At 62.3% G+C, this 23,898-nt stretch carries 19 protein-coding genes; 11 read left to right on the top strand and 8 right to left on the bottom strand.

Annotated elements, in window-relative coordinates; all coding sequences use genetic code 11:
- Positions 1-121: 121 nt before the first annotated feature.
- Positions 122-586, bottom strand: a complete 465-nt coding sequence (locus tag E8E75_RS11740) for a PA2169 family four-helix-bundle protein (protein ID WP_120651073.1) — start codon at positions 584-586, stop codon at positions 122-124.
- Positions 587-783: 197 nt separating this feature from the next.
- Here E8E75_RS11740 and E8E75_RS11735 point away from each other — a divergent pair, with 197 nt between their 5' ends.
- Positions 784-1,671, top strand: coding sequence for a formate/nitrite transporter family protein (locus E8E75_RS11735; RefSeq protein ID WP_280358858.1), 888 nt, complete (start codon positions 784-786; stop codon positions 1,669-1,671).
- Here the strand turns inward: E8E75_RS11735 and E8E75_RS11730 are convergent, their stop codons facing one another.
- Together E8E75_RS11730 and E8E75_RS11725 are read right to left on the bottom strand one after the other, a co-directional pair.
- The gene (locus E8E75_RS11730) at positions 1,672-2,631 is read right to left on the bottom strand and encodes a class I SAM-dependent methyltransferase (RefSeq protein ID WP_120651072.1); all 960 of its coding nucleotides are present in this window, start codon (positions 2,629-2,631) and stop codon (positions 1,672-1,674) included. It lies immediately after the preceding gene.
- 19 nt (positions 2,632-2,650) lie between these two features.
- Positions 2,651-4,039, bottom strand: coding sequence for an iron-containing redox enzyme family protein (locus tag E8E75_RS11725; RefSeq protein WP_120651071.1), 1,389 nt, complete (start codon positions 4,037-4,039; stop codon positions 2,651-2,653).
- Between the two features lie 138 nt (positions 4,040-4,177).
- On the opposite strand from E8E75_RS11725, the gene E8E75_RS11720 reads away from it, so the two are divergent.
- The 4 genes from E8E75_RS11720 to ligD all read left to right on the top strand — a co-directional run bounded on the left by E8E75_RS11720 (position 4,178) and on the right by ligD (position 9,870).
- Complete coding sequence (locus E8E75_RS11720) at positions 4,178-5,332, top strand: carboxylate-amine ligase (protein WP_153920012.1); 1,155 nt, start codon at positions 4,178-4,180, stop codon at positions 5,330-5,332.
- Between the two features lie 64 nt (positions 5,333-5,396).
- Positions 5,397-5,888: a DUF4142 domain-containing protein gene (locus tag E8E75_RS11715; RefSeq protein WP_280358856.1), complete on the top strand. Its 492-nt coding sequence runs from the start codon at positions 5,397-5,399 to the stop codon at positions 5,886-5,888.
- Positions 5,889-5,918: 30 nt separating this feature from the next.
- Positions 5,919-7,250, top strand: coding sequence for a cation:proton antiporter (locus E8E75_RS11710; RefSeq protein ID WP_280358854.1), 1,332 nt, complete (start codon positions 5,919-5,921; stop codon positions 7,248-7,250).
- Positions 7,251-7,320: 70 nt separating this feature from the next.
- The gene (ligD, locus tag E8E75_RS11705) at positions 7,321-9,870 is read left to right on the top strand and encodes a DNA ligase D (protein WP_280358853.1); all 2,550 of its coding nucleotides are present in this window, start codon (positions 7,321-7,323) and stop codon (positions 9,868-9,870) included.
- Position 9,871: 1 nt separating this feature from the next.
- Here ligD and E8E75_RS11700 read toward each other — a convergent pair whose 3' ends face one another.
- From E8E75_RS11700 to E8E75_RS11680, 5 genes are all read right to left on the bottom strand, one after another.
- Positions 9,872-10,423: an ATP-dependent Clp protease proteolytic subunit gene (locus E8E75_RS11700; RefSeq protein WP_280358851.1), complete on the bottom strand. Its 552-nt coding sequence runs from the start codon at positions 10,421-10,423 to the stop codon at positions 9,872-9,874.
- A 66-nt stretch (positions 10,424-10,489) separates the two neighbouring features.
- Positions 10,490-10,684, bottom strand: a complete 195-nt coding sequence (locus E8E75_RS11695; RefSeq protein WP_120651066.1) for a DUF2795 domain-containing protein — start codon at positions 10,682-10,684, stop codon at positions 10,490-10,492.
- A 299-nt stretch (positions 10,685-10,983) separates the two neighbouring features.
- A complete protein-coding gene (locus tag E8E75_RS11690; RefSeq protein WP_120651065.1) occupies positions 10,984-11,499 on the bottom strand; it encodes a hypothetical protein in 516 nt (171 codons plus the stop codon).
- Positions 11,496-13,475 (bottom strand): alkyl sulfatase dimerization domain-containing protein, encoded by a 1,980-nt coding sequence (locus E8E75_RS11685; protein WP_280358847.1) that lies wholly within the window; start codon positions 13,473-13,475, stop codon positions 11,496-11,498. Before E8E75_RS11685 ends, E8E75_RS11690 begins: the two co-directional genes overlap by 4 nt.
- Before the next feature lie 23 nt (positions 13,476-13,498).
- On the bottom strand, positions 13,499-15,082 hold the full coding sequence (locus E8E75_RS11680) for a choline dehydrogenase (protein ID WP_280358844.1): 1,584 nt from the start codon (positions 15,080-15,082) through the stop codon (positions 13,499-13,501).
- Positions 15,083-15,177: 95 nt separating this feature from the next.
- Here E8E75_RS11680 and E8E75_RS11675 point away from each other — a divergent pair, with 95 nt between their 5' ends.
- The 6 genes from E8E75_RS11675 to E8E75_RS11650 all read left to right on the top strand — a co-directional run bounded on the left by E8E75_RS11675 (position 15,178) and on the right by E8E75_RS11650 (position 23,897).
- On the top strand, positions 15,178-16,194 hold the full coding sequence (locus E8E75_RS11675; protein WP_280358843.1) for an AraC family transcriptional regulator: 1,017 nt from the start codon (positions 15,178-15,180) through the stop codon (positions 16,192-16,194).
- 628 nt (positions 16,195-16,822) lie between these two features.
- Positions 16,823-18,133 carry a UDP-glucose/GDP-mannose dehydrogenase family protein gene (locus tag E8E75_RS11670; protein ID WP_280358840.1) on the top strand — a complete coding sequence of 437 codons (1,311 nt, stop codon included), beginning with the start codon at positions 16,823-16,825 and terminating at the stop codon, positions 18,131-18,133.
- 209 nt (positions 18,134-18,342) lie between these two features.
- Positions 18,343-19,824, top strand: coding sequence for a glycosyltransferase family 2 protein (locus E8E75_RS11665; RefSeq protein ID WP_280358838.1), 1,482 nt, complete (start codon positions 18,343-18,345; stop codon positions 19,822-19,824).
- Positions 19,825-19,851: 27 nt separating this feature from the next.
- On the top strand, positions 19,852-21,036 hold the full coding sequence (locus tag E8E75_RS11660; protein WP_120651059.1) for a PilZ domain-containing protein: 1,185 nt from the start codon (positions 19,852-19,854) through the stop codon (positions 21,034-21,036).
- Positions 21,029-22,396 (top strand): alginate biosynthesis TPR repeat lipoprotein AlgK, encoded by a 1,368-nt coding sequence (gene algK / locus E8E75_RS11655; RefSeq protein WP_280358836.1) that lies wholly within the window; start codon positions 21,029-21,031, stop codon positions 22,394-22,396. The genes E8E75_RS11660 and algK overlap by 8 nt, the downstream gene beginning before the upstream one ends.
- Positions 22,397-22,451: 55 nt before the next feature.
- The gene (locus E8E75_RS11650) at positions 22,452-23,897 is read left to right on the top strand and encodes an alginate export family protein (protein ID WP_153920029.1); all 1,446 of its coding nucleotides are present in this window, start codon (positions 22,452-22,454) and stop codon (positions 23,895-23,897) included.
- Position 23,898: the final 1 nt, after the last annotated feature.

Raw genomic sequence — 23,898 nt, 5'->3', positions numbered from 1 at the left:
CCGGCCGCAGCAATGATTCAGACTTTTTGCCAGACGGATGAGCAGCTGGCGGGCATGAAAAGGCCCGAAGCATGTCCGGGCCTTCTGGCGCATCCAGCACCCGGATGCCTCGCCCCACTGATCAGCCCCTGGCACGCTCTGCGTTGCGCAGCGCCTTGATCTGATCATGGTTGCGCATCACCCCTTCATACTGCCGCTGCACGATGGCGCGAATGTCCGTTGGCAGGTTCGTTCGCAGCGCTTCGGCATAGTGCTTCTTGGCCACGTCCTCGCCGCGTTCGGCTTCGTTGAGGATGACTTCCTCATCCTTACCGGTCACCAGGGATTTCAGGTCGACCCAGCGCCGATGCAGGTCGCCACTGACGCTGGTGCTCTCTTCGGGCTTGCCTCCGAGTTCCAGCACCGCTCGCTGCAGTTCGGCTGCCGCCGTACCGCATTGCCGTGAGTGCTCCATGAATACTTGCTTAAGGTCAGGCCGTTTGACGTCCTCGGCACAGACCTTGAAGCCTGCTTCGCCGTCCTTGCTGGTTTCGATGAGGTTGTTGAGGGTGTGAACGATCTCTTTGCGATCTTCTGTGAGTTCCATGTGTCAGCTCCTGGCCTTCGACGGCCAATGTGTGGGTGGGTGACCCGAGCCGGGCCTACGCAGGTTCCGACGTATTACCCGCAGTGATCGTTCAGGTATTTTTCCCCGGCGGTCATTGCCGCCGCGATGGATGACATGGAGTCCACATGATCGGCGCACGGTCACATGTGAGTAGCCATCCTGCGAAGGTCATTGCCATGGACAAGAGCAACAGCGACAAGACCCCGGCCCTCACCGCCAGCGAAGAGCGCGAAGTACACAAGAGCAAGCCACCGCGCGCCGCCGTGGTGCACGAGATCATCCGTTTGCAGGGTGACCAGGAGCTGCAACGCACGGTCGCCGCGCTGTGGTGGTCGGCACTTGCAGCAGGGCTGTCCATGGGCCTTTCGATGATGGGCATGGGATTGCTGCGGGCGCGCCTGGAGGGCATCGAGAGTGCCGTGGCAATTTCCAGCATCGGTTATTCGGCAGGCTTTCTCGCGGTGATCCTCGCCCGCCAGCAACTCTTCACCGAGAACACCCTCACGGCCGTGCTGCCGTTCATGAACAAGCCTACGCTGGGCAACCTCAGCCGCCTGGGCAAGCTCTGGAGCGTGGTACTGGCTGGCAATCTCGCGGGGACGTTTCTGGTGGCCTACGGGATGCTCCAGTTACCGATCTTCGACACGCAAACCGACGAGGCTTTCCTCGAAATCGGTCACAAGCTGATGGAAAACGACAGCACCCAGATGTTCGCCCGTGGCGTTATCTCCGGCTGGATGATCGCCACCATGGTCTGGATGATCCCGGCCCAGGAAAGCGCCAAGTTCTGGATCATCGTGATGGTCACCACACTGATGGGCCTGGGCGACTTTACCCATATCGTGGTCGGCTCGGTGGAGGCCGCTTACCTGGTGTTCGCCGGCGAACTGGCGTGGATGGAGTTCTGGCTGGTGTTCGCCGCTCCAACCCTGGCCGGCAACATCGTCGGTGGCAGTTTCATCTTCGCGCTGATCAGCCATGCCCAGATCCGCAGCGACGTCGAACTCCAGCAAGCAGAACGAGAGCGCCGCCGCGAGCTGGTCGCAAAGCCGGAAGACGACTAACTAGGTGCGCTGGACCGTCAGCAGCACGGCCGCGATGCGCTCGGCATGCTGGTAGGCGGACTCGTCCAACTCCTCGCCGAACACGTCCGGGTCCAGCTCCCGGTAGTGCCATTGGCAATCGCAAGCGTCGAGGCATTCCGCAATGCGTTCATAGAATCCGTCCCGCCCGTTCACCATGGCCACGCCTGTATAGAGCAGCAAGGCGCCGCCAGGTGCCAGGCGCGCCACACCGCTGTCGAGGATGGCAAGGGACAGCCCGCTGCCCATCTCCCCTCCCCCGTGGCGGTAGCTGCGTTGAGCCGGGTCCAGCATGTAGGGCGGATTGGCAACAATCAGGTCGAAGGTGCCTTCAGCCTCGCGCAACAGGTCGCTGGCAACCGCGCGTACTCCCGGCGTTGCCGCCAGGCGAGCGTTGACCCGGGTGAATTCCAGTGCCCGCAGATTGATATCCAGCGCCTGGACATCCGCTCGCGGATAGCGTTGGGCGATGCGGATGGCCGCCGCGCCAGTACCGCAGCCCACGTCCACGGCCTTGCGCACCTCATGGCCGCGGGTGTCGAGCAAAGCGTCGATGGCTTGTACAAACCGGTAGGTATCCGGGCCGAAAAACACCGCATCGGCAGCATCGGTGGGGAACGCGGAGTGCACGTAGAGCTCATCGCCCAGGTCGGACCAGCGAACCACGGAGCGGAAACCGTCGACCCCAGCGGACAGCACATCAGCTGCCTCCATCTGGCGGAACAGGGATTCACCAACCACATTACGGACGAAGGGACGGCTCCAGCCAAATACTCCGGCCAGGTCCGTCGCCATGGCGTTTCCAGGACGGCGGTTGATGCGCTGGTGGGTGGCAGGTGTGACGGTGGTGAAGCGATAGCCGCTTTGCTTCAGCGACTCGCCCAGTTGCAGCAGGGCCTGGTTGCGTCTGGACAGCTCAGTGCAGGTTTCGTCGAATTGCATGGTCCTGGCCTCTTCAAATTCATCTCGTCTGTGCCGTGAACAGGCGGGTCGCGAGCAGCCCCGCGGGCCGGTAATGGTAGGCCGGTGACATCAGGCTGATGAGTCGCTGCATGCCGCCATCTGGGTCTATCGCGTCCAGTTGCGCCTTCAGGGCACGCTCGTCGCGATCGAATTCGTCGGTCCCACCGAACGCCGGCGACGCTCTGTGCCGTTTGCGGCGCCAGGGTCGGCAGGCGGCTTCTGGTGTCGCCAGCCAGCGACCAGCGATCCAGTCGTGGATCAACTGTTTTTCATAGGGGCTGAACACGCCGAACATGGCTGCCGACTGGCCGTTGACCACCTGCCAGAATCGGCTGGCGGCGGGAGCCTCATTACGGCGAATCCAGCCGCGCTGCTCGAGTGCGGTAAGCAGGCGCTTCATCTGTCCTGGCCTACTGAGCCAGAGGTTCAGTGGGCAACCCTGCAACGCCGAACTATCCGAATGCATGTTCTGCGCCTTGAGTCGCTTGCGCTCGAGCATGCAAAGGAGCTCGTGTTCCAGGTCGAAGCGCTCGATCACGTCGAGCGTGCCGAGCCCCGTGTCATTGAGCCGGTATCCCCCGGCCACTCGGGCGAGGAACTCGTCGCGCCGGTCAGCCAGGGGCAGGTTCTCCTGAAGTGCCTTGACCGCCTGCATGGCATGGCCGCAACTGACGTTGTCGATGGTGACGTGCAGACGGAAATAGTGCGGGTCGATACCCAGCTCCGCCAGCTCCCGCGCACAGATCAGCAGGTGCAGCGGCAACTGCTCGTAGCCCAGGTTGTAGCCGATGACCTCCGGCAGGCGCTCCCGCGCCAGGTACCCGAGCGCCAGTTGCGTGGCTCCCTGGATATAGCACTCGTCGTCCAGTGATTCGATATCGTCGCAGCCTTGGCGGGCCAGCAGGTTCCGGTAGATCAGCACATGGTTCTGTTCCGGCACACCCTCCCCCAGTTCTTCCAGGTAGGTACGCACCAGGCCCTGAAAACGGTGTTCCCTCCAATGCGCGAGCAGGCCGTAGAGCCAGGCGCCGTCAACCAGCTTGGTGGGTGCTACGCCGCGCAGGAAATACAGGGCGTGGGCGCGACAGAGAAAGTAGCGACGAGGCTGGCCCTTGGCCCGTTGCGCCTGGTACTCGGCGTAGGCGTTCGCCGTCTGGCGAACGCGACTTTCCATCCACGGGAGGATTCTCGCAGGCTCCAACGGCATGTCGCACGGAAGGCAGGTGGCCCGCGCCAGCTGAACGCCCAGGAAGCATCGTGCACGCTGGACGATCAACGCCGACGGCGGGTCGGCCAGCATCTTCCAGTAGAGGGTCTTCGCAGAATCGACTTCCAGGGGCTGCGAAAGGACGGCAGCACTACCGTCGCAGAGAAGAGACTTGTCCATTGCCGGATCCTTTATGACCTCACTTTCCGAACCGTGGGCAGTGGAAAGATTCAGCGTGATGGACAGGCGGCTGTCATGGCCTGAACCGCCGCGTTACGGCCGGGTCAGTTTGAGGAATTGGTCCATGGATTCACGTCAATGTTGAAACCGCTACCGCCGCCAGGCTTTGGCATAGAAGAGGAATGTCTGTTGGTGGACCTGCGCACGCGAAATGTGCCAACGCAGGCCCCTCCCGGTCTCCTCGCAGCTTGCAGCAGCGCACTGGGTACTTGCCTGGCGGAGGAGATGTTCGAGTGCCAACTGGAACTGGTCACACCGATACTCCACGACTTCACCGAGGCAAGGGCTTGCCTGCTGGACCAGCGCGCGCGCCTCGCTCAAGCGGTGGCCGGATTCGGCATGGGGCTGGTTTCAGCCGGTAGCCATCCCTTCGCCGACGGTCTGACGACACGCAGCAATCCTTCGCCGCGTTATGAATGCCTATTCGATGATTACCGGATGATCGCCCGCAGCAGCCTGCTTTGCGGTCTTCACGTGCATGTGGGTATCCCCGCCGGCCATGACCGCGTCCGCCTGGTGCGCCAGCTGTTGCATTGGCTGCCGTTGCTGCTCGCCCTCAGTGCGTCTTCGCCGTTCTGGTTGGGCCATGCCACCGGTTGCATGAGTTATCGCCGGGTAATCTGCGGGCAGTGGCCGAGGATGGAATTGCCTGACGATTTCGCGAGCGAGGCAGAGTACCGGGAGCATGTCAGGTGGTTACTCAGCAGCGCTTCCATTCGCAACGACAACGACATCTGGTGGTTCATCCGCCCTTCCGCCCGCTTCCCCACCCTGGAGCTGCGTATCGCCGATGCCTGTCCACGACTGGCGGATTCGCTGTGCATCGCCGGGCTGTTCCGCAGCATGGTCACTCACGCCCTCGCGCACCTCGAGCTCCCCAGCGTTACAGCCATCCAGCGGCAGGTGGTCACGGAGAATTACTGGCGGGCGCGCCTGCAAGGCATCCACGGCCGTTACCTGGACGAAACCGGCTGTCACGCAATGGACACCTCGACCTGGCTCACCCTGGCCGAAGAGCGTTTTGGCGCGACGGCAAGGGCCCTGGGTGAAGAAGGCGCGTTCGCGCAGGCACACCAAATCCTGCAATCAGGCAGCAGCGCCGACCGCCAGCTCGACGCGTACCAGCACGCCCTTGCGCAAGGCTCATCGAAGCCTCGAGCATTGATCACAGTGGTCGATGGTTTGCTGGCAGAGTTCACCGAAGGGTGGCCGACAGAGCGAAAAATAACCTGAACCCGAGAACGCGCGGAGACATCCCAATTGTACGGATGACCTCAATTTTCAAGGGTGAAATACCATGATTTCCCTACCTGATCTGGACACTGGCGAACCCTCCCCCCGAAGCTTTTCCGAAGTCGAGCGCGAATCCGGAGCCTTTTGTGCCCTGGCTCTCGCCACTGGCGAAGTCGGCATGCAGGCCGCCGAAATTGCCCTGCAGAAAAGCCCCTCCGCCGATGTTCGCGCCTTTGCCATGATCACCATGGTAGAGCACTGCCGGGTCAATGGGGCGTTGCAGTCCTTGGCTGGACGCAAATGCCCGCAGCTCCTAAGCGATTCTGGGGCGGGCGCGGAGCTGGATGAGTTGCAAAGCATCGAGCCCGAACACTTCGATGCCGCCTTCGCTACCGGACAGGTCGCCGCCAACGAAGCGGTTGTGGCGTTGCTTGAACGCTCGGCCGCCGACATCGACGACCTGGAGTTGCAGGACTTCGTACGCACCACGCTGCCGGTATTCGTGCACCGTCTGGAGCAGGCCCACGCCCTGGCCGCTGCCCACCCGCTACGCTAGCCGCGATCTGGTCGGCGCGGCCCATCCAGCGTGACCTTCTTCCTGTGGATGCTTGTGCTGGGCAGCATCCTGCTCATACTCGGGCTCGCCTCTGCCTATGTCCGGCTCCTGCCCCTGTCCACCTCCGCCATCTACCTGCTGTTCGGCCTGCTCATAGGGCCCGTTGGCTTCGGCCTGTGGGAACAGGACGTGCTGACGGTCGGTCCGTGGCTTGAACACCTGGTGGAAGCGACGGTGCTCATCTCGCTGTTCCTCTCCGGGCTGAGGTTACGCCTGCCCTTCCGGGCTCCAGAGTGGCGTCCGGCCTGGTTGCTGGCGGGCCCGGTGCTGATCGCCACCATCATTGGCCTGGCAGTGTTCCTGTACTTCGCACTAGGCCTCAGCCCCGGCCTGGCGCTGCTGCTGGCCGCGATTCTCTCGCCCACCGACCCAGTGCTGGCCAATCTGATCCAGGTGAACGATGCCGCTGATACGGATCCGATGCGCTTCGCCCTGACCGGGGAGGCAGGGCTGAACGATGGAATCGCCTTTCCCTTCGTGATGGCGGGGTTGCTGCTCCTGGGGTTCGGCGACTTGTCCAGCGTTCCGCTGGAGGACGCAGCGACCTGGTTGCTGCGCTACGTAGTCTGGGCCATTCCGGCGGGCCTTCTGTTCGGCTTCTGGTTTGGCCGCATCGTCGGCCAGCTCGGAATCCACCTGCGCGCACGGCACACGGACATGGCGGTATCGCCCAATACCTTCCTTGCCCTGGCGGTCATCGCCCTCTCCTACGCGGCAACGGAAAGCATCGGCGCCTGGGGATTCCTCGGCACCTTCGCCGCAGGGCTGGGGATGCGTCATGCGGAGGTAGGCGCCAGTGGTGAGGTGCCCGCCGAGGTCAGTACGCCTGGAGCCGAAGACCGTGAGCCTAGCCACGGCCAGGCGATCATCGAGTTCGGAAACGACAAGGAGCTCCACCCGCAAATCGCCGCCAGCGCGCTGATGGTGGACATCCTGGCCTTCGGTAACCTCCTGGAACGGGTCCTGGAGGTCCTGCTGGTCACCCTGCTCGGCGCGCTGCTCTACGCTCACTGGCGCTGGGAGGCGGTGATAGTCGCCTTCGGTCTGTTCCTGGTGGTGCGCCCCGCCGCCGTCCTGCTGCTCATCCACGCGCCACAGATTCCGACGCCCCAACGCCTGCTCATCGGCTGGTTTGGCATACGCGGGATCGGCAGCCTCTTCTACCTCTGCTTTGTCCTCAATCAAGGTGCCGTCGAACTGGATCGGCACCTGCTGAGCGACCTGGTGCTCAGCGTGGTGGCCATGAGCATCCTCATTCATGGGGTCACCGTGCAGCCGCTGCTCAAGTATTTCCATGAGTGACCATTGCCGTTCGCGAATCAGCCTGAACCTTATCGCGGCAGTCGCCTCTCCTGAAGCAGGAGGCCCTGCCGTGAGTGACTCTCTCGACGACTACAAGCGCAAGCGTGATTTCGATACCAGCCCGGAGCCGGCGGGCCGGCCCGCTCGTGTCCATGGTGGGCGCAAGGCGTCCGCGCGGGCGTTGCAGTTCTGCATCCAGAAACACGATGCCACGCGACTGCACTACGACTTCCGCCTGGAACTGGATGGCACGCTCAAGAGCTGGGCTGTGCCCAAGGGGCCCAGCCTGGACCCACAGGTCAAGCGCCTGGCCATCCAGGTCGAAGACCATCCGCTGGATTACGCCGACTTCGAGGGCCACATTCCCGAGGGGCACTACGGTGCCGGCGACGTCATCGTCTGGGACCGGGGTATCTGGATTCCCCAGCTCGACCCCGTTGCCGGCTATGCGATGGGGAAGCTGAAGTTCGAGCTTCGCGGCGAAAAGCTCAGCGGTATCTGGAGCCTGGTGCGAACCAACATGCCGGGCAAACAGGAGCAATGGTTCCTAATCAAGCATCGCGACGACGCGGCACGCACCGAAGGCGAACTGGACATCACCGAAGCCCTTCCAGGCAGCGTCCTCAGCGAGCGGACCCTGCTGCCCAAGGCGAAGGGCAAGCAAACTCCCGAGCAGCAGCGAACCCCGGTAAGCCGCCGCTCCAGGGGGAAACGCCTGGAGGGGAGCCTTCCCGCGCCATTGCCAGCGTTCATCAAGCCGCAGTTGGCAACGCTGGTGGACGACACACCCGACGGGGATTGGCGCTACGAAGTGAAGTTCGACGGCTACCGCATCCTCGCCCGCATCGAGCATGGCGAGGTGTGGCTTTTCACTCGCAACGGCAAGGACTGGAGCACCAGGTTGCCTGGCCAGCGCAATGCACTGGCGGGACTGGGGCTGGAAAGCGCCTGGCTGGATGGCGAAGTGATAGTCGCCGGCGACGATGGCACGCCGGACTTCCAGGCCCTGCAGAACGCGTTCGAGACGGGACGTAGCGAGGACATCCTCTACTACCTCTTCGACCTGCTCTATCTCGACGGCAACGACTTGCGCGGCGTACCGCTCGAACAAAGGCGCGCAACGCTGGAAAAGTTGCTGAAGGACACAGACGATTCGCTGTTGCGCTACTCAGCCGATCTGATTGGAGACCCTGATTCCCTGTTGGGAAGCGCTTGCCGGATGAAGCTGGAGGGGCTGATCGGCAAGCGCGCGGGTAGCCTCTACCAATCCCGACGCAGTACGGACTGGATCAAGCTCAAATGCAAACAGCGCCAGGAGTTCGTGATCGTTGGTTACACCGAACCCAAGGGCAGCCGCAGCCACTTCGGTGCCCTGCTTCTGGCGCTGCACGACGAAGACAGCGGTGAACTGCGCTACGCCGGCAAGGTAGGAACCGGCTTCGACCAGGCGACCCTTACCCGGGTGCAGGCCCGAATGAAACCGCTGGATGTGGCAAAGCCGACCCTGGCGAATCCACCCACCGGAACCGAGGCCACGGGCGTGCACTGGCTCAAGCCGGAATTGCTGGCTGAAGTGGCCTTCGCCGAGATGACCCGCGAGGGCCTTGTGCGCCATGCCGTGTTCAATGGGCTGCGCAGCGACAAGCCAGCCAGCGCCATAACCTTCGAGACACCCAGGCATGCCGCTGGCGCGAAGCAAGGGGCTGATGCCAGGCCTGCGCACGAGTACGCGGGCGCAACGGCGCGGAAGGTTCGCATTACTCATCCCGACCGAATCATCGATGCAAGCCTTGGTGCCACCAAACGCGATCTGGTCGAGTACTACGCGGATATCGCCCCCTGGCTGCTTCCTCAACTGCGGGACCGACCGCTTGCACTGTTGCGGGCTCCCGATGGGATCGCCGGCGAACTCTTCTTCCAGAAGAGCGGAGAGCAGCTGGGCATAGACGCCATGGAATTACTGGAGAAATCCCGCGCCGGTCAGCCGGCGATGGTCATCAATAGTATCGAGGCGCTGATCGGCGCAGTTCAGATGGGCACCCTCGAACTGCATACCTGGAACGCGACAGGCGCAGACCTAGACCACCCGGACCGTTTCGTCCTTGACCTCGACCCGGACCCCGCGCTGCCGTGGAAAACCATGGTCGAGGCGACCCAGCTGGTGCTTACCGTGCTGGACGAACTGGGGCTGACTGCATTTCTCAAGACCAGTGGCGGCAAGGGGATGCACCTGGTGGTGCCACTGAAGCCGAAAGACGACTGGGACCAGGTGAAGGACTTCAGTCACGCCATCGCCACCCACATGGCCCAACACCTGCCGCAGCGTTTCTCGGCCAAATCCGGTCCGAAGAACCGCGTGGGGAAAATCTTCATCGACTATCTGCGCAATGGCCTGGGCGCCACGACCGTGACCGCCTATTCCGTTCGGGCACGGGAGGGGCTACCGGTTTCCGTACCGGTGTTGTTTGAAGAGATCGCGGCGCTCAAGGGTGCCCATGACTGGACCATCCGCAACCTGCGCAAGCGACTCGATGAAGCGGGTGAGTCGCCGTGGGCAGGTTTCGAGAATCAACGGCAGACCATTACCCGCAGCATGCGCAAGCGTCTGGGACTGGCGTGACTCAGGAATGCACGCACCAGCTCACGGATTCCGCAGGCATTTCAAGACCGTCCACGGCGTGGATCAGTCCCGCATCCAGCGCGTCCTGGGCATCGAGAATCTTCGGCGACGCCGTCAGGCATTCCAGGACGTTCAGTGGCGAAGCGGCGCCACGCGTACGCTCATCGACGATGCTGACGTACAGCTGCAGGTCATAGTCGAGGCTCATCGCATACTCGGACATTCGCGCGTGGTCTACCGCACCGTTCAGGGTCCAGTGGAAGGGATGAAAGAGAAACTTGCTGTAATGACAGGCAGTCCGGTGCTCACCGGCGAGGAAGATGATGTTCCCCATGGATTCCACAGTGCCCAGGTTATGGGTCTTGACCGGCACCGGCAGTGCGATCAGGAAGTTATATATGGAAAACCCATAGCTGCACTCGCCGCCCATGGTTGCGATCTTGATCACCAGTTCGTCGGCGCCCTGCTGGATGGCCTGGGTACATTTGTCGATCAACTGGCCACAGGTGTGCGAGTTGATCGGTGCCGTGAAATGCACAACATGTGTTCTCACGTCGCTCTCCTTGGCGGAGCGCTCCCGCGACTTTCCCAGCCTCACCGCGCGATGGCGCGACGTCGGTCATTCCGCGGCGCAGTAACCCTGCATCACGTCCACCATGCTCTGGTACTCCTGATCTGGCAGGCTTTCCAGCGCCTCCATCACTTTCGGGGGAACCCCCTGTTGCCGTGCGTACTCGATCATCTGTGTCCTGCCCGCGGGAAAGTGCATTCCCTTGAGGAATGAGGCCAAGTTGGTCGGGGGCTTCCTGGACATATGCACCTCCACAAGTAGCGAGCGAAGCGAAAATCGCGTCGTGCGCTCGCCCGCTTACATGGCCCGACCAAACTGACTACCCGTCCTGGCAAATCGGGAAAGATGTCCGCAAGACTGACACTCTCACTGAGTGAGAAGCGCCACTGGTGGTTTCATGTTTTTTCCAGTAATGGACGAACGGTGACCAGTGTTTTACCTCCTGGCTGGAATCAGCGGCGAGCCGACCACACGTGCCGGGCTACTCTTCTTCCTTCCGCTGACGTCGCCCCGCAGCGGACCGACCGCCCGGGGCGATGCCGTCAGTCCGCGCCTGTGTCTGCGAAAGCCGACTGCCAATCCATCGCCTTCAGCCGTTCACCCTCCACATGCACCAGGCCGCGCTCCAATGCCTGCGGGGCTGCCAACTTGCCAGCCATTATCGCCAGCAGTGCGCCCTCCCCTACTATCACTGCATTCTCTCCAGCAGCTGGTGCGGACGTGTGCGGGGTGAACTGCCAGCGGCCATCGCGCAGTTCGAAGCGTGTCCATAGTCCCGGCTCCACCAGCAACAGGCTGAAGTCTTCGCCACGGGGAGGAAGCGTGCTGGCAACGCGCTCCAGTGCCTTGAGGGCGCGACGCATGCCGAAGCCACCGGGCAGCGGCAGCGGTTTGGCAATCAGCTTGTCCTGGTAGGCCTGGTTGACGGCAAGGGCCACATCCAGTGAAGCCGGGTGCGCCAGGCTCAGGTCCATTGCCATGCCGTCGTAGCCGCAGGCCAGGCTGGCCGGAGCGACGCTGCAAAGCAGCGTCGCCAGACCGAGTGTCGTGAGTCTCATGGCGTGACGATGTTGAACCAGAAGTCGAACTTGTCGAGCAGTCCCATGAACTCGCCAAAGGCCTGCTGGCGACCATCGAACTTCAACTCGCCGGACGCCACCTTCTGCTCCAGAGTCGCTTTGCCCAGCTGGATGTCTTCCAGGGTGCCCTTGCGCATGGTCAGGCCGACGTCAGACTTGTCGCTGGCCTTCGGCTCGTAGGTGAGCACTCCGTTCTCCACGGTCAGGGCGTAGCTCTTGCCGAGGTCGGTGAAGTTGAAGTTGAGCACCAGCTTCTTGCCTGCGGCGCGCTCGCCGTTGAGGCGTACGGCGAGGTAGTCGAAGAGCATCTCCGGGGTCATGGCCTGGATCACGTCCGGGCTGGCGGTGACGGTGTTGCCCAGGGTCGGCACGCCATTACGCAGTTCAAAGGCCCCCTGTAGATAGACCGAGCGCCACGGGCCGGATTCGGCCTGATAGCCCATCTGCTCGAACGCATCGGCCATCAGGTTCTTCGCTTCGGTGTTGTCCGGTTCGGCGAACACGACCTGCTTGGCCGCTTCGGCCACCCAGCGATACTCACCCTTGGCGAAGTCGGCTTTGGCCTTCTTCAGCACCTCGGCCGAGCCGCCCATGTACTCCACGTACTTCTTCGCCGCCGGCTGAGGCGGAAGTTTGTCGAGATTAACGGGGTTGCCGTCGTACCAGCCCATGTAGCGCTGATAGACCGCCTTGGAGTTGTGCTTGAGGGTGCCGTAGTAGCCACGACCCGGCCAGAAGGATTCCAGTTCCGGCGGCAGCTTGATCGCCTCGGCAATCTCCTCGCTGGTCAGCCCCTGGTTCATCATGCGCACGGTCTGGTCATGGATGTACTTGTAGATGGCGCGTTGCTTCTTCAGGTACTCATCGATCTGCGCGTTGCCCCAGACCGGCCAGTGGTGGCTCTGGAACTTCACTTGGGCCTTGTCGCCATAGAGATCGATGGCTTCGCCGATGTACTTGGACCACTGCAGCGCATCGCGGACCTGGGCGCCGCGCAGGGTCACGATGTTGTGCATGGTGTTGGTCGTGTTCTCGGCCATCCACAGCGCCTTGAACTGCGGGAACCAGGTGTGCATTTCCACCGGAGCCTCAGTGCCCGGCGTCATCTGGAACACCATCTTGACCCCGTCGATGGTCACCTCCTGGCCGGTTTTCGAAACGAACTCGGTGGGCTGGATCAGCGTCGTGGTGCCAGCGGATACGGTTGGTGCGAGTCCGGCGCTGACGCCGCCCTGAGCATTACGTGGCAGCAGCGCGCCGAACATGTACACCGCACGGCGGGCCATGGCGTTGCCGGCAATGACGTTCTCGCTGACTGCGTACTCGGGAAACTCTTCAGGCGCGACGATTCGTACCTTGCCGGCCTTCACGTCGGCCTCGTCGACGACGCCGCGTACGCCGCCGAAATGGTCGATGTGCGAATGGCTGTAAACCACGCCGATCACCGGTTTCTTACCCAGGTGCTGAGTGACCAGGTCGTAGGCGGCCTTCGCGGTTTCCTTGCTCAGCAGTGGATCGAAGACGATCCAGCCAGTGTCACCCTGGATGAAAGTGATGTTGGAAACGTCGTAGCCACGCACCTGGTAAATGCGGTCGGTCACTTTGAACAGCCCGTATTGCAGATTGAGCTGGGCGTTGCGCCAGAGGCTGGGGTTGACGGTGTCGGGGGCCGGATTGTCCAGCGCGATGAATTGCTTGTAGCTCTCCAGGTCCCAGACCACCTTGCCGCTGGCGTCCTTGATGGTCAGGGTATCAGGCTTGGCGATGAAACCACGCTCGGCATCAGCGAAGTCCTGGCGGTTGGCGAAAGGCAGTTTCTCCAGCACGGCCTGATTCGCGGTCCGGGTCGTTTCCGTAGCCGGCTTGGCGGGCGCCGGAGCGGCCTGGGCGATTGCGCTGGCCAGCAGCGTGAAGCAGAGGCCAGCGGCCGTGAGACGTTTCAAGGGACGGTGCATGTGATGCTTCCTCTTTGTTGTTATTAGGGACGCGCGATCCATTCCGCCGCGCGCTCGGCGATCATGATGGTGGGGGCGTTGGTGTTGCCGCCGACCAGGGTCGGCATGACCGAAGCGTCCACGACCCGCAGGCCCTGGACGCCGCGCACGCGCAGCTGGCTGTCCACCACCGCGGACTCGTCGTTGCCCATGCGGCAGGTGCCCACGGGGTGATAGATCGAATCGGTACGGCGTCGCAGCAACTCGATCAGCTGCTCGTCGCTGTGCAGGCCTTCGCTGAACTTGTCCTTGAGGCCGAACCGCGACATGGGCGCCTGCGCGACGATCTCGCGCGCCATGCGGTAGCCCTTGAGCAGGGTCTGCACGTCATCGTCGTGGCCGAGGAAGTTGGGATCGATGCGCGGCGGTACGCTCGGGTCGGCCGACTGCAGTCCGACGCGACCGACACTCTTCGGGCGCAGGACGCAGACGTGGCAGCTGAAGCCGTGGCCCCAGTGCAACTTGCGGTTGTGGTCATCGAGCAGGCTCACCACCGAATGCAGCTGGATGTCCGGGCGGATCAGATCCTCGCGCGTCTTGAGGAAGCCACCGCCCTCGGCGAAGTTGCTTGCCAACGGACCGCGTCTGCGCGCGAGGTACTGAGCCAGGGCAGCGCCCATCTTCAGGCTTCCACCCAGGGAATAGCCCATCAGCGAGTTATCGGTGCTTTGGTAGCCGAGGACGACGTCGGGGTGGTCCTGCAGGTTCTGGCCGACGCCGGGCATTTCATGCTGAATCGGGATGCCCTGCGGCTTGAGTTCGGCTTCGGGGCCGATACCGGAGAGCATGAGCAATTGCGGGCTGCCGAACGCACCGGCGGTGAGCAGCACCTCCCGGCGCGCCTTGATGATCGGCGAGCGCCCCTTGATCCGCACCTGCACGCCGGTGGCGCGCTTGCCTTCCAGCAGGATGCGTTCGGCATGGGCGCCGGTCAGGACGGTGAGGTTGCCACGGGATTCCCGGATGGGCGTGAGGAAGGCAGTCGCCGTGCTCCAGCGACGGCCTTCACGAATGGTCACGTCGTACTGGCCGATGCCTTCCTGCTCGGCACCATTGAAATCGGCGTTGTAACGGTGGCCGGCCTTCTGCCCGGCTTCGATGAAGGCGTGAGTGGCGGCGTGGGCTTCGACCTGTCCCACATAGAGCTCGCCCTCTCCGCCATGGAACTGACTGGCTCCACGATGATGCATCTGGCTCTTGCGGAAGTACGGCAGCACTTCGTCGAACGACCAGCCGGAATTTCCCAGTGCGGCCCATTCGTCGTAGTCACTCTGGTGGCCACGGATGTAGATCATGCCGTTGATCGAGCTGCTGCCACCGAGCGCCTTGCCCCGTGGCTGGTAGCCGCGACGATTGCCCAGGCCCGGTTGCGGCACGGTTTCGAACGCCCAATTGACGTGACGGGTGGGCAGGATGGCGGCGACGCCGGCTGGCGCATGAATCAAGGGGGACCAGTCGCGTGGCCCCGCTTCGAGCAGACACACGGAAACACTGGGGTCTGTACTCAGACGATTGGCCAGCACACAGCCGGCCGAGCCGGCACCGACGATGATGTAGTCGAATTCCATGGGTCGCTCCGAAGTGGGGAGTAGCCATGGGATTTTTTGACGGTTCGACAAAGCAAAGATTGATCTTTCATGACAGATAATTGATCTTTGGCGACATGGAACCTTTCATCAGAACCACCTCTTTCGGCGGATTCCGCGAGCTGGCCAGTCAGCTTGGACAGGACCCAGCCCTCCTCCTTTCGCGCTTCCGCATCCGCCCGGAACTGCTCGATGACGAGGATGCGCGAGTCCCCTTCCGCTCCCTCATCGACCTGCTGGAATATGCAGCCGAGGAACTGGACTGCCCCGATTTCGGTCTGCGCATGGCCGAGTACCAGAACCTGGCAGTGCTCGGCCCGATTGCATTGATTGCTCGCAACGCAGTCACGGTTGGCCATGCCCTGGCCGAGATCGTTCGCTTCATCGGTTACCACAGCTCTGGCGTCCATCTCGATCTGGACCGCAGTGAACCGGACGCGCCGAAACTGGTCATCGAACTGCGCATGCGTGGACCCCAGCGGCAGATGGTGGAACTGGCCATGGGCGTGGCATACAGCACCATGAAGCTGCTTTGCGGACCGACCTTCAGCGCCCGCGCGGTACAGCTCTCGGGCAGCAGCTCGCTGTCGCTGTCGCGCTACCGCCGCTACTTCGGGTGCGAGGCATACGTCGGCCAGCCCTGCAATGCGCTGGTGTTCAGCGAGCGTCAACTCACCCAGCGCATCGAAAAGCACGATCCTGCCCTGCACCGCGCCCTCGTGCAGTACCTCAGCCAGGTTCATCTGCTGGGCTCCTCGGATCTGCTGGAACAGGTCCGCCGGCTGATACTTCGCCTCCTGCCAACGCAGCAGTGCCGCTTGCCCCTGGTGGCCGAGCAACTTGGCCTGCACGAACGCACCCTGCAACGGCAGCTTGCCGAACTGGATTGCCGCTTCGAGGAACTGGTGGAGGATATTCGCCGGGAACGCGCGGACTTCTACCTGACCGAGCGCGATATTCCCCTGTCACAGGTTGCCGGCATGCTCGGTTACAGCGAACAAAGCGTCTTCAATCGCGCCTGCCGTCGCTGGTTCATCATGACGCCCAGCGCTCGTCGGCGCGAACTACTCGCACAAAGGCGCACAACCGGCTAGTTGTTGGCACTTGCTGTGATTGAACTCGCACCCGCAAGTTGTTTCAGAAAAGATACATACCGCACTATAGCCTTCACTCAAGTTCGCTCTAGCCATATGCGATAGCGAATTTTATCGGCGCAACCAAATGGCGCCCTAATTATGGCGCCAAATAATAAATGATGTACTTTAGAGAGCCTTTAAAATCACTCTCGAATGTATGCGAGCACTAGAAACGTCGGCCATCTTCCCTGCCCTCCAGCACTATCCCCCATAGCGATTTGTTTTAAGAACAACGACACACGGCCTGAACTTTGCGGCGCCTGCTTCACTCACATATCCATAACTGGACCCCACCCACAGAACCACTAGAGGGAATAGCCTTACGCCTTACCAAGAGATCGAAGCAAAGACCAACAAGTAATATGGCTCAGTAAATGAAATGAAGCATTGCGTCGCGTCGACTGTGCAATATCACGCAGTCATGTCGCAGCAGCGCATTTCGGCCCCCTATTACTTCCCCCAAGCAACAGGAACATATTGTGCGCACGGACTTGTCGACAACTGCGCAGGCTTTCCGTTTTTGTTTGAACCTTGTTCGGCGCGAGACACTTGAATGGCACGATAAGTAAAACAAGGAGAATAGGAAATGCGACTGAGCATTTTTGGACTCGGTTATGTCGGGGCGGTTTGTGCAGGCTGCCTGGCGGCGCGGGGTCATCAAGTTATAGGTGTAGATGTTTCTTCCACCAAGGTGGAACTGATCAACCAGGGCAAATCACCGATCGTCGAGCCGGGGCTGCAGGCGCTCCTGCAACAGGGCACCCATAGCGGCAACCTGCGCGGCACCGTCGACGTACTCGAAGCAATTTCCTCAAGCGACGTATCCCTCATCTGTGTTGGCACGCCCAGCAAGAAGAATGGCGACCTCTCCCTCAACTACATCGAAGCCGTCTGCCGTGAAATCGGTTTCGCACTGCGCGACAAGGCCGATTACCACACCATAGTCGTGCGCAGCACCGTGCTGCCTGGCACAGTCAGGAACGTGGTGATTCCAATCATCGAGGACTGCTCCGGCAAACAGGCCGGCGTCGATTTCGGTGTCGCGGTCAACCCCGAATTCCTCCGTGAAAGCACGGCGATCCAGGATTACAACCTGCCGCCAATGACGGTCATCGGCGAACTGGACCGTCACTCCGGCGACATACTGGAGTCTCTCTATAAAGAGCTCGACGCCCCCATCGTGCGCAAGAGCATCGATGTCGCGGAACTGATCAAGTACACCTGCAACGTCTGGCACGCGACGAAAGTCGCCTTCGCCAACGAGATCGGCAACATCGCCAAGGCGGTGGGTGTCGATGGCCGCGAAGTCATGGACGTGATCTGTCTGGACCAACGGCTCAACCTGTCCAGGTACTACATGCGTCCGGGCTTCGCCTTCGGTGGGTCCTGCTTGCCCAAGGACGTACGCGCCCTTGCCTACCGTGCCGCGCAACTCGACGTCGAATCGCCGTTGATCAGCGCGCTGATGCATAGCAATGACGTTCAGGTGCGGCATGCCTTCGACCTGATCGCCGCCCACGACAAGCGCAAAGTCGCCCTGCTGGGCCTGAGTTTCAAGGCCGGTACCGATGACCTGCGCGAAAGCCCGCTGGTGGAGTTGGCCGAGATGCTGATCGGCAAGGGCTTCGACCTGCGCATCTACGACTCCAACGTCGAGTACGCCAGGGTCCACGGAGCGAACAAGGACTACATCGAGTCGAAGATTCCCCATGTGTCCTCCCTGCTCGACAGCGATCTGGACAGGGTCATCGCCCACGCGCAGGTCATCGTGCTCGGCAACGGAGACGAACGTTTCCGCTCGCTTGCCCGGCAGGTGCCCGAGGGCAAGCGCGTGGTCGATCTGGTTGGCTTCATGGAGCACACCAGTAACGACTGTAGCGAAGGCATCTGTTGGTGAAGTCACGACGCTGGCGATGCGCGCAGCTGGCCATGCGTGTGCACCGCCGCCGTCGAAGCATTGGGATCTGCAGGTTGCCCGAGGTGGACCGCAACGCCCGGCGCCAGGCCTGCAGGTTTTTTTCCTCCAGCTGAACATTGCGGCACGGCCAGGAACCAACAGGCGACACGACAGTTCGCCTTGTCTGAACCAGCTCATGGATATGGACAATGGAGAGGCTCACGCAGGGTTTGATCAATACCGCAGGCTGGCTGTTCTATCTCAGCCTGCTCATGGGTCTGGCCCTGGCCGTTCCCCAGACCCTGTTCGACCCCCTGTCCAGGGACTTCGTCCTGCTGCTCGGGGCTGTCGGTATCTGGCGTTACTCCATGGGCTTCGTGCATTTCGTGCGAGGCACTCTCTTCCTCTATGTCTTCTTTCCCCGCTATCGGCGCCGGGCGCTCCGGCTCATGGCCAAATCCACCCCGCCTCACGTGTGCGTCCTGGTCACCAGTTTCCGCATCGACGCCCTGACCACCGCCCAGGTCTACCGCTCGGTAATCGAAGAAGCCATCGCCTACGGCCACCCGGTGACCCTGGTCTGTTCCATCGTCGAGTTGTCGGATGAACTGCTCATAAGGAGCCTGTGGGCCCGCTACGCCGCGCCGAGCTGCATCAACCTGCACTTCGTGCGCATCGCCGGCACCGGCAAGCGCGATGGCTTGGCCAATGGCTTTCGTGCCATCTCGCGACACCTGCCGGATGACGAGGCGGTAGTGATGGTTGTAGACGGCGACAGCGTCCTCGAACCCGGTGTATTCGCCAGGACCGTGCCGTACTTCCGGTTGTTCCCCAAAGTCGGCGGGCTCACCACGAACGAGTTCTGTGAAGTCCGCGGCGGCTATCTCATGAGCGAATGGCACAAGCTGCGCTTCGCCCAGCGCCACCTCAATATGTGCTCGATGGCACTCTCACGGCGCGTGCTGACCATGACCGGGCGGATGTCCGCATTTCGCGCCACGGTGGTGACCAACCCGGAGTTCATCGCCGATGTGGAGAACGATCACCTCGAGCATTGGCGCCTTGGGCGTTTCCGCTTCCTCACCGGCGACGACAAGTCCAGCTGGTTCAGCCTCATGCGCCTGGGCTATGAGACCTTCTACGTGCCGGATGCGGCGATCAACACGGTCGAGCACCCGCCGGAAAAAAGCTTCTTCAACTCGACCCGCAAACTGATGTTCCGCTGGTACGGCAACAATCTGCGGCAGAACTCACGGGCGATGATGCTCGGTCCGAGAAAACTCGGCTGGTTCGCAAGTGTCGTGCTGCTCGACCAGCGCATTTCCATGTGGACCTGCCTGCTCGGCCTGACGGTGGCAATCATCGCCAGCCTCAAGTACAGCATCGTCTACCTGTTGATCTACCTGCTGTGGATCGGCATGACACGGCTCATCCTGACCCTGCTGCTTTCGGTCACCGGACACCACATCGGCCCCGCCTATCCCCTGCTTCTTTATTACAACCAGGTGGTCGGTGCGGTCGTGAAGATCTACGTGTTCTTCCACCTCGACCGCCAATCCTGGACGCGCCAGCAAACCACGCTGAATCGCGAGCTGGGCCGCTTCCAGAACTGGTTCAACACCTGGTCATCGCGTTCCATGACCTTTTCGGCCGCAAGCCTGTTCGTCGCCACCCTGCTGCTGGTGGTATGAGCCATCCAATGGAATAGGAAGACCTCAATGAACACCGCCCTCAACGTCGTACATGAATCGGAAATCCAGCGACAGCATGCCCGTGTGCGGATACCCGCCAGGATTCGCTTCGCTGCCAGGAATCACCCAGCAGTCGAGCACGTCCTGCTGGAGCTTTCAGCCGGCGGATTCAGCTTCCTGGCGACCAAACCGACCCTGGCGATCGGTGATCACTTGAAGGGCATGCTGGTGTTCAACATCGACAACCTGGGGTTGACCATGCCAGTTGAGTTCCAGGTTCGCTCGATTGCCGACGAAAGCGGCCGGGTCGGCTGCCAGTTCCACAACCTCGATCCGCGCGACATCGCCACCTTGCGCCACCTGATTACGGCACACCTGTCCGGGGAGCTGGTCAGCGTCGGCGAGCTGCTGACCACTCTGCAGCGCAATAACTTCAGCCCGGCCCGCAGGGACAAGGGACGCAAGGGCCTGGGCGTACTCGGTCGGATGAAGGCGCTGATCCTCAGTCTGGCAGTACTGGCCATCGGCATCGCGGCGTTCGGTTTCATCGGCAAGTCCCTCTACGAGCTCTACTTCATCACCCATGCGCTGTCCGCGAAGGTCAGCGTCCCCAGCGTCCAGGTGACCATGCCGCGCGAAGGCGTGGTGCAGAGCCTGATCGGCGAGAGCCAGATGGTGACCAAGGGTGCCCCCATCGCCACCTTCAACACCTCGATGCTCGAGCTCCTCAAGGGCCAGTTGAACAACAACATCCAGCCGGCGCGCATCGAAGAGCTGTTGCGCCAGCAAATGAAGGGAACACTGACCAGCCCTTGCAACTGCACTCTCGTGCGCCAACTGGTGGCCGACGGACAGTACGCGAGCAAGGGTGATGTGGTCTTCGAGTTGGCCCAACGCGGCAGCCTCGCCAGCGTCGAAGCGCTCTTCCCCTATTCCAAGCTGAATGCGGTGGCACCGGGTAGCCGCATCAACTTCACGGTGGCCGGTGAAAGTCAGCCACGCACCGGCCGCGTGACCAGCAGCAACCTGAACCCCACCCGCAGCAATGACCTGACGGCCGATATCCGCGTACGAATCGAGCCCGACGAGCCGCTGGACAACAGCCTCGTCGGCAGGCCGGTGGAGGTCAGCGCCAGCCGTGGCCCATCATTTGCCTGGCTGATGGACGAAGTTCGCTCCTCCAGGCTTGTCGGAGATATCAGTCGTGAATAGCGCGCAGACAACCTTGCTGCTACTCGGGGCGCTTGCCCTGGGAGGCTGCAGCGGGCTTCCAGACCAGCGCCTGGCTCAGGAGGCCCTGGCGCGGGGTGATACTGGAACCGCCCTGCAGAACTATCGCCAGCTCGCCGACCTCGGCTACACCGACGCCCAAGTGGGACTCGCCGATATCCAGCTTCAATCCGGCGACCCGGAACAGCTACGCGCCGCCGAGGCTACCTACCGTCAGGCGGCCGCCAACTCGCCTCGTGCCGCCGCCCGTCTGGGACGCCTGCTGGCGAGCAAACCCGGCGCCACCCTGGCCGAACAGCGCGAAGCCGAAACCCTGCTCAAGGACGCCATGGCCGCAGGCGAGCGCAATACCGTGCTGCCGTTGACGGTGCTCTACGTCCAGCATCCGCAGACCTTCCCCGAGGTGAATGTGCAGCAGCAGGTCAGTCAGTGGCGCGCCGACGGCCAGCCACAGGCAGAGCTGGCGCAACTACTGCTGTACCGCGCCCAGGGAACCTACGACCAGCATCTCGACGAAATCGAACGCATCTGCGAGGCCCAGCTTGCGGTCGAGGATGCCTGCTACGTCGAGCTGGCCACGGTGTACCAGAAACGCGGGCAGCCGGAAAAACAGCATGCGCTGATCACCAAACTGCAGGAGGCCTACCGCGGTGGCCGTGTGCCACCGCAGCGGCTCGACGCGGTTGCGCGCGTAATGACCGACCCCACGCTCGGGCCACCTGACATGGAATCTGCAAAGGCTCTGCTCGAACCCATCGCCCCCGGTTACCCGGAGGCCTGGGTGAGCCTCGCCCGACTGATGTACGAGTCCCCGGAGGCGGGAGACGTCGAGCAGATGCTGGACTACCTGGAGCGCGGCCGCGCGGCCGGATCGCCGCGCGCCGAACTGTTGCTCGGCAAGCTCTATTACGAGGGCAAGCTGGTGCCACAAGACCCGGCCAAGGCTGAGCAGCACCTGCTCAAGGCCGCAGCCACTGAGCCCAGCGCTGATTACTACCTGGGCCAGATCTACCGACGCGGCTTCCTGGGCCAGGTCGAACCGGACAAAGCGCTAGAGCACCTGCTGAGGGCCGCCCGCAGCGGCCATGCCGGCGCCGATTACGCACTGGCGCAGATGTTCAGCCAGGGCCGTGGTGTCCAGCCCGACCTGGTCAACGCCTATGTTTTCAGCAAGCTCGCGGTGCAGGCCGGAAGGGCCGAGGCGCCAGAACTGGTCGTGCAACTGGAGCAGCAGCTTTCGCCAATCCAGAGAACTGATGCACAGAAGAAACTCGAAGAAGAACAGCAGTTTCGAGGGGGTGGCACTATGCTACGTGCTGCTGCAGATGGGGAGATTTACTGACAGCCTGACAGCCGTCGGACTCTCCACCGACCTTCGTCCCCAATTGGAATAGACCATGAAACTAGAACAATGGATTCGCGTTGGCCTGGCACTTCCGCTGATACACGGCGCTTCTGCGTGGGCGGAAGCTCCCGACAAACCGTTTGGAGTCGATGTGAAGGTCACTGCCCAGTCGGAAGACGACCGGGACCTTGGCACCCGCAATGGCGGTGATGTGAGTGGCATAGGTATCGACGTGCGGCCCTGGCTCTTCTTCCAGCGCGGCGACTGGAGCGCCTACGCCATGGCGCAAGCCGTCGCGGCCACCGACACGATCGAAACGGACACCCTTCAAACTGCTGATCTCGAAGAGGACAGCGGCGGCGGCAACAATGACCGCCAGGCCGACGACAGCTACCTGGCCATGCGCGAGTTCTGGATCGGTTACTCCGGCCTTACCGCCTACCCTGGCGAGGAAATGCGCTTTGGCCGTCAGCGCCTGCGTAATGACGACAGCCTGTGGCGCGACACCAACATCGAAGCGCTGAACTGGACCTTCGACACCACGCTGCTGCGCGCTCACCTCGGCCTGGCCGAGCGCTTCTCCGAATACCGCACCGATATCGACGAGCTGGCGCCGGAGGATGAGGACCGGCTGCACGTTTACGGCGACATCGCCTCGCAATGGACACCCGGTCATTGGGTAGGCCTTAACGTCCACTACAGCCATGACGACGGCGACCTGCGCAGCCCCGGCGAAGAGGTCGACGAGCTGGACAAGGACACCACGGGTGACCTGACCTGGATTGGCCTGCAAGCCAACAGCGATGCCTTCAACTGGCGCAACGAGCAGACGTTCAACTATTGGGCCAGCGTGATCTGGCTGGATGGCGACCGCGACCAATTGCTGACCACCAGTGGCCCCGGCGGCCAGCCCATCGCCACTGGCAAGCAAAGTGCCGACGTCAGCGCCTGGGGCACCGACCTTGGCGTGCGCTTCCGCCTCGATCCCAACTGGCAGGCCGGCGTTGCCTATGCACGCGGCAGTGGCGGCGGTGATGATGGCGACGAGAACTTCCAGCAGACCGGTCTGGAAAGCAACCGCAACAGCTTCACCGGCACGCGTTCGCGGGTGCACCGCTTCGGCGAGGCGTTCCGTGGCGAGCTGAGCAACCTGCAGGTCGCGACCCTGTTCGGTTCCTGGCAGCTGCGCGACGAGTACGACGCGAGCCTGGTGTACCACCGCTTCTGGCGCGCCGATGGCGACCAGCCGGTGGGTGACAGTGGCATCAATGCCGCGCTGACCTCCGACGACAAGGACATCGGCCAGGAGGTCGACCTGGTGCTCACCAAGTACTTCAAGGAAGGCCTGTTGCCTGAATCCATGAGCCAGGCAATCGACGAACCTTCGGCACTGGTGCGTTTCCGTGGCGGCTTGTTCTTCGCTGGCGATGCCTACGATGGCAGCGGAGTCGACTCGAGCATGCACCGGGCCTTCGTGGATGTGATCTGGCGCTTCTGAC

Source organism: Pseudomonas sp. BN606, from assembly GCF_029873115.1.
Lineage (GTDB): Bacteria > Pseudomonadota > Gammaproteobacteria > Pseudomonadales > Pseudomonadaceae > Metapseudomonas.
The sequence above is the reverse complement of the archived record's forward strand: the minus strand, read 5'-3'. Positions and strand labels throughout refer to the sequence as shown.

What these genes read in the sequence shown, in the direction of transcription:
- E8E75_RS11740 (WP_120651073.1), bottom strand. Translation starts at nt 586, where the DNA reads ATGGAACTCACAGAAGATCGCAAAGAGATCGTTCACACCCTCAACAAC.
- E8E75_RS11735 (WP_280358858.1), top strand. Translation starts at nt 784, where the DNA reads ATGGACAAGAGCAACAGCGACAAGACCCCGGCCCTCACCGCCAGCGAA.
- E8E75_RS11730 (WP_120651072.1), bottom strand. Translation starts at nt 2,631, where the DNA reads ATGCAATTCGACGAAACCTGCACTGAGCTGTCCAGACGCAACCAGGCC.
- E8E75_RS11725 (WP_120651071.1), bottom strand. Translation starts at nt 4,039, where the DNA reads ATGGACAAGTCTCTTCTCTGCGACGGTAGTGCTGCCGTCCTTTCGCAG.
- E8E75_RS11720 (WP_153920012.1), top strand. Translation starts at nt 4,178, where the DNA reads ATGTTGAAACCGCTACCGCCGCCAGGCTTTGGCATAGAAGAGGAATGT.
- E8E75_RS11715 (WP_280358856.1), top strand. Translation starts at nt 5,397, where the DNA reads ATGATTTCCCTACCTGATCTGGACACTGGCGAACCCTCCCCCCGAAGC.
- E8E75_RS11695 (WP_120651066.1), bottom strand. Translation starts at nt 10,684, where the DNA reads ATGTCCAGGAAGCCCCCGACCAACTTGGCCTCATTCCTCAAGGGAATG.
- E8E75_RS11690 (WP_120651065.1), bottom strand. Translation starts at nt 11,499, where the DNA reads ATGAGACTCACGACACTCGGTCTGGCGACGCTGCTTTGCAGCGTCGCT.
- E8E75_RS11685 (WP_280358847.1), bottom strand. Translation starts at nt 13,475, where the DNA reads ATGCACCGTCCCTTGAAACGTCTCACGGCCGCTGGCCTCTGCTTCACG.
- E8E75_RS11680 (WP_280358844.1), bottom strand. Translation starts at nt 15,082, where the DNA reads ATGGAATTCGACTACATCATCGTCGGTGCCGGCTCGGCCGGCTGTGTG.
- E8E75_RS11675 (WP_280358843.1), top strand. Translation starts at nt 15,178, where the DNA reads ATGGAACCTTTCATCAGAACCACCTCTTTCGGCGGATTCCGCGAGCTG.
- E8E75_RS11670 (WP_280358840.1), top strand. Translation starts at nt 16,823, where the DNA reads ATGCGACTGAGCATTTTTGGACTCGGTTATGTCGGGGCGGTTTGTGCA.
- E8E75_RS11665 (WP_280358838.1), top strand. Translation starts at nt 18,343, where the DNA reads ATGGAGAGGCTCACGCAGGGTTTGATCAATACCGCAGGCTGGCTGTTC.
- E8E75_RS11660 (WP_120651059.1), top strand. Translation starts at nt 19,852, where the DNA reads ATGAACACCGCCCTCAACGTCGTACATGAATCGGAAATCCAGCGACAG.
- E8E75_RS11650 (WP_153920029.1), top strand. Translation starts at nt 22,452, where the DNA reads ATGAAACTAGAACAATGGATTCGCGTTGGCCTGGCACTTCCGCTGATA.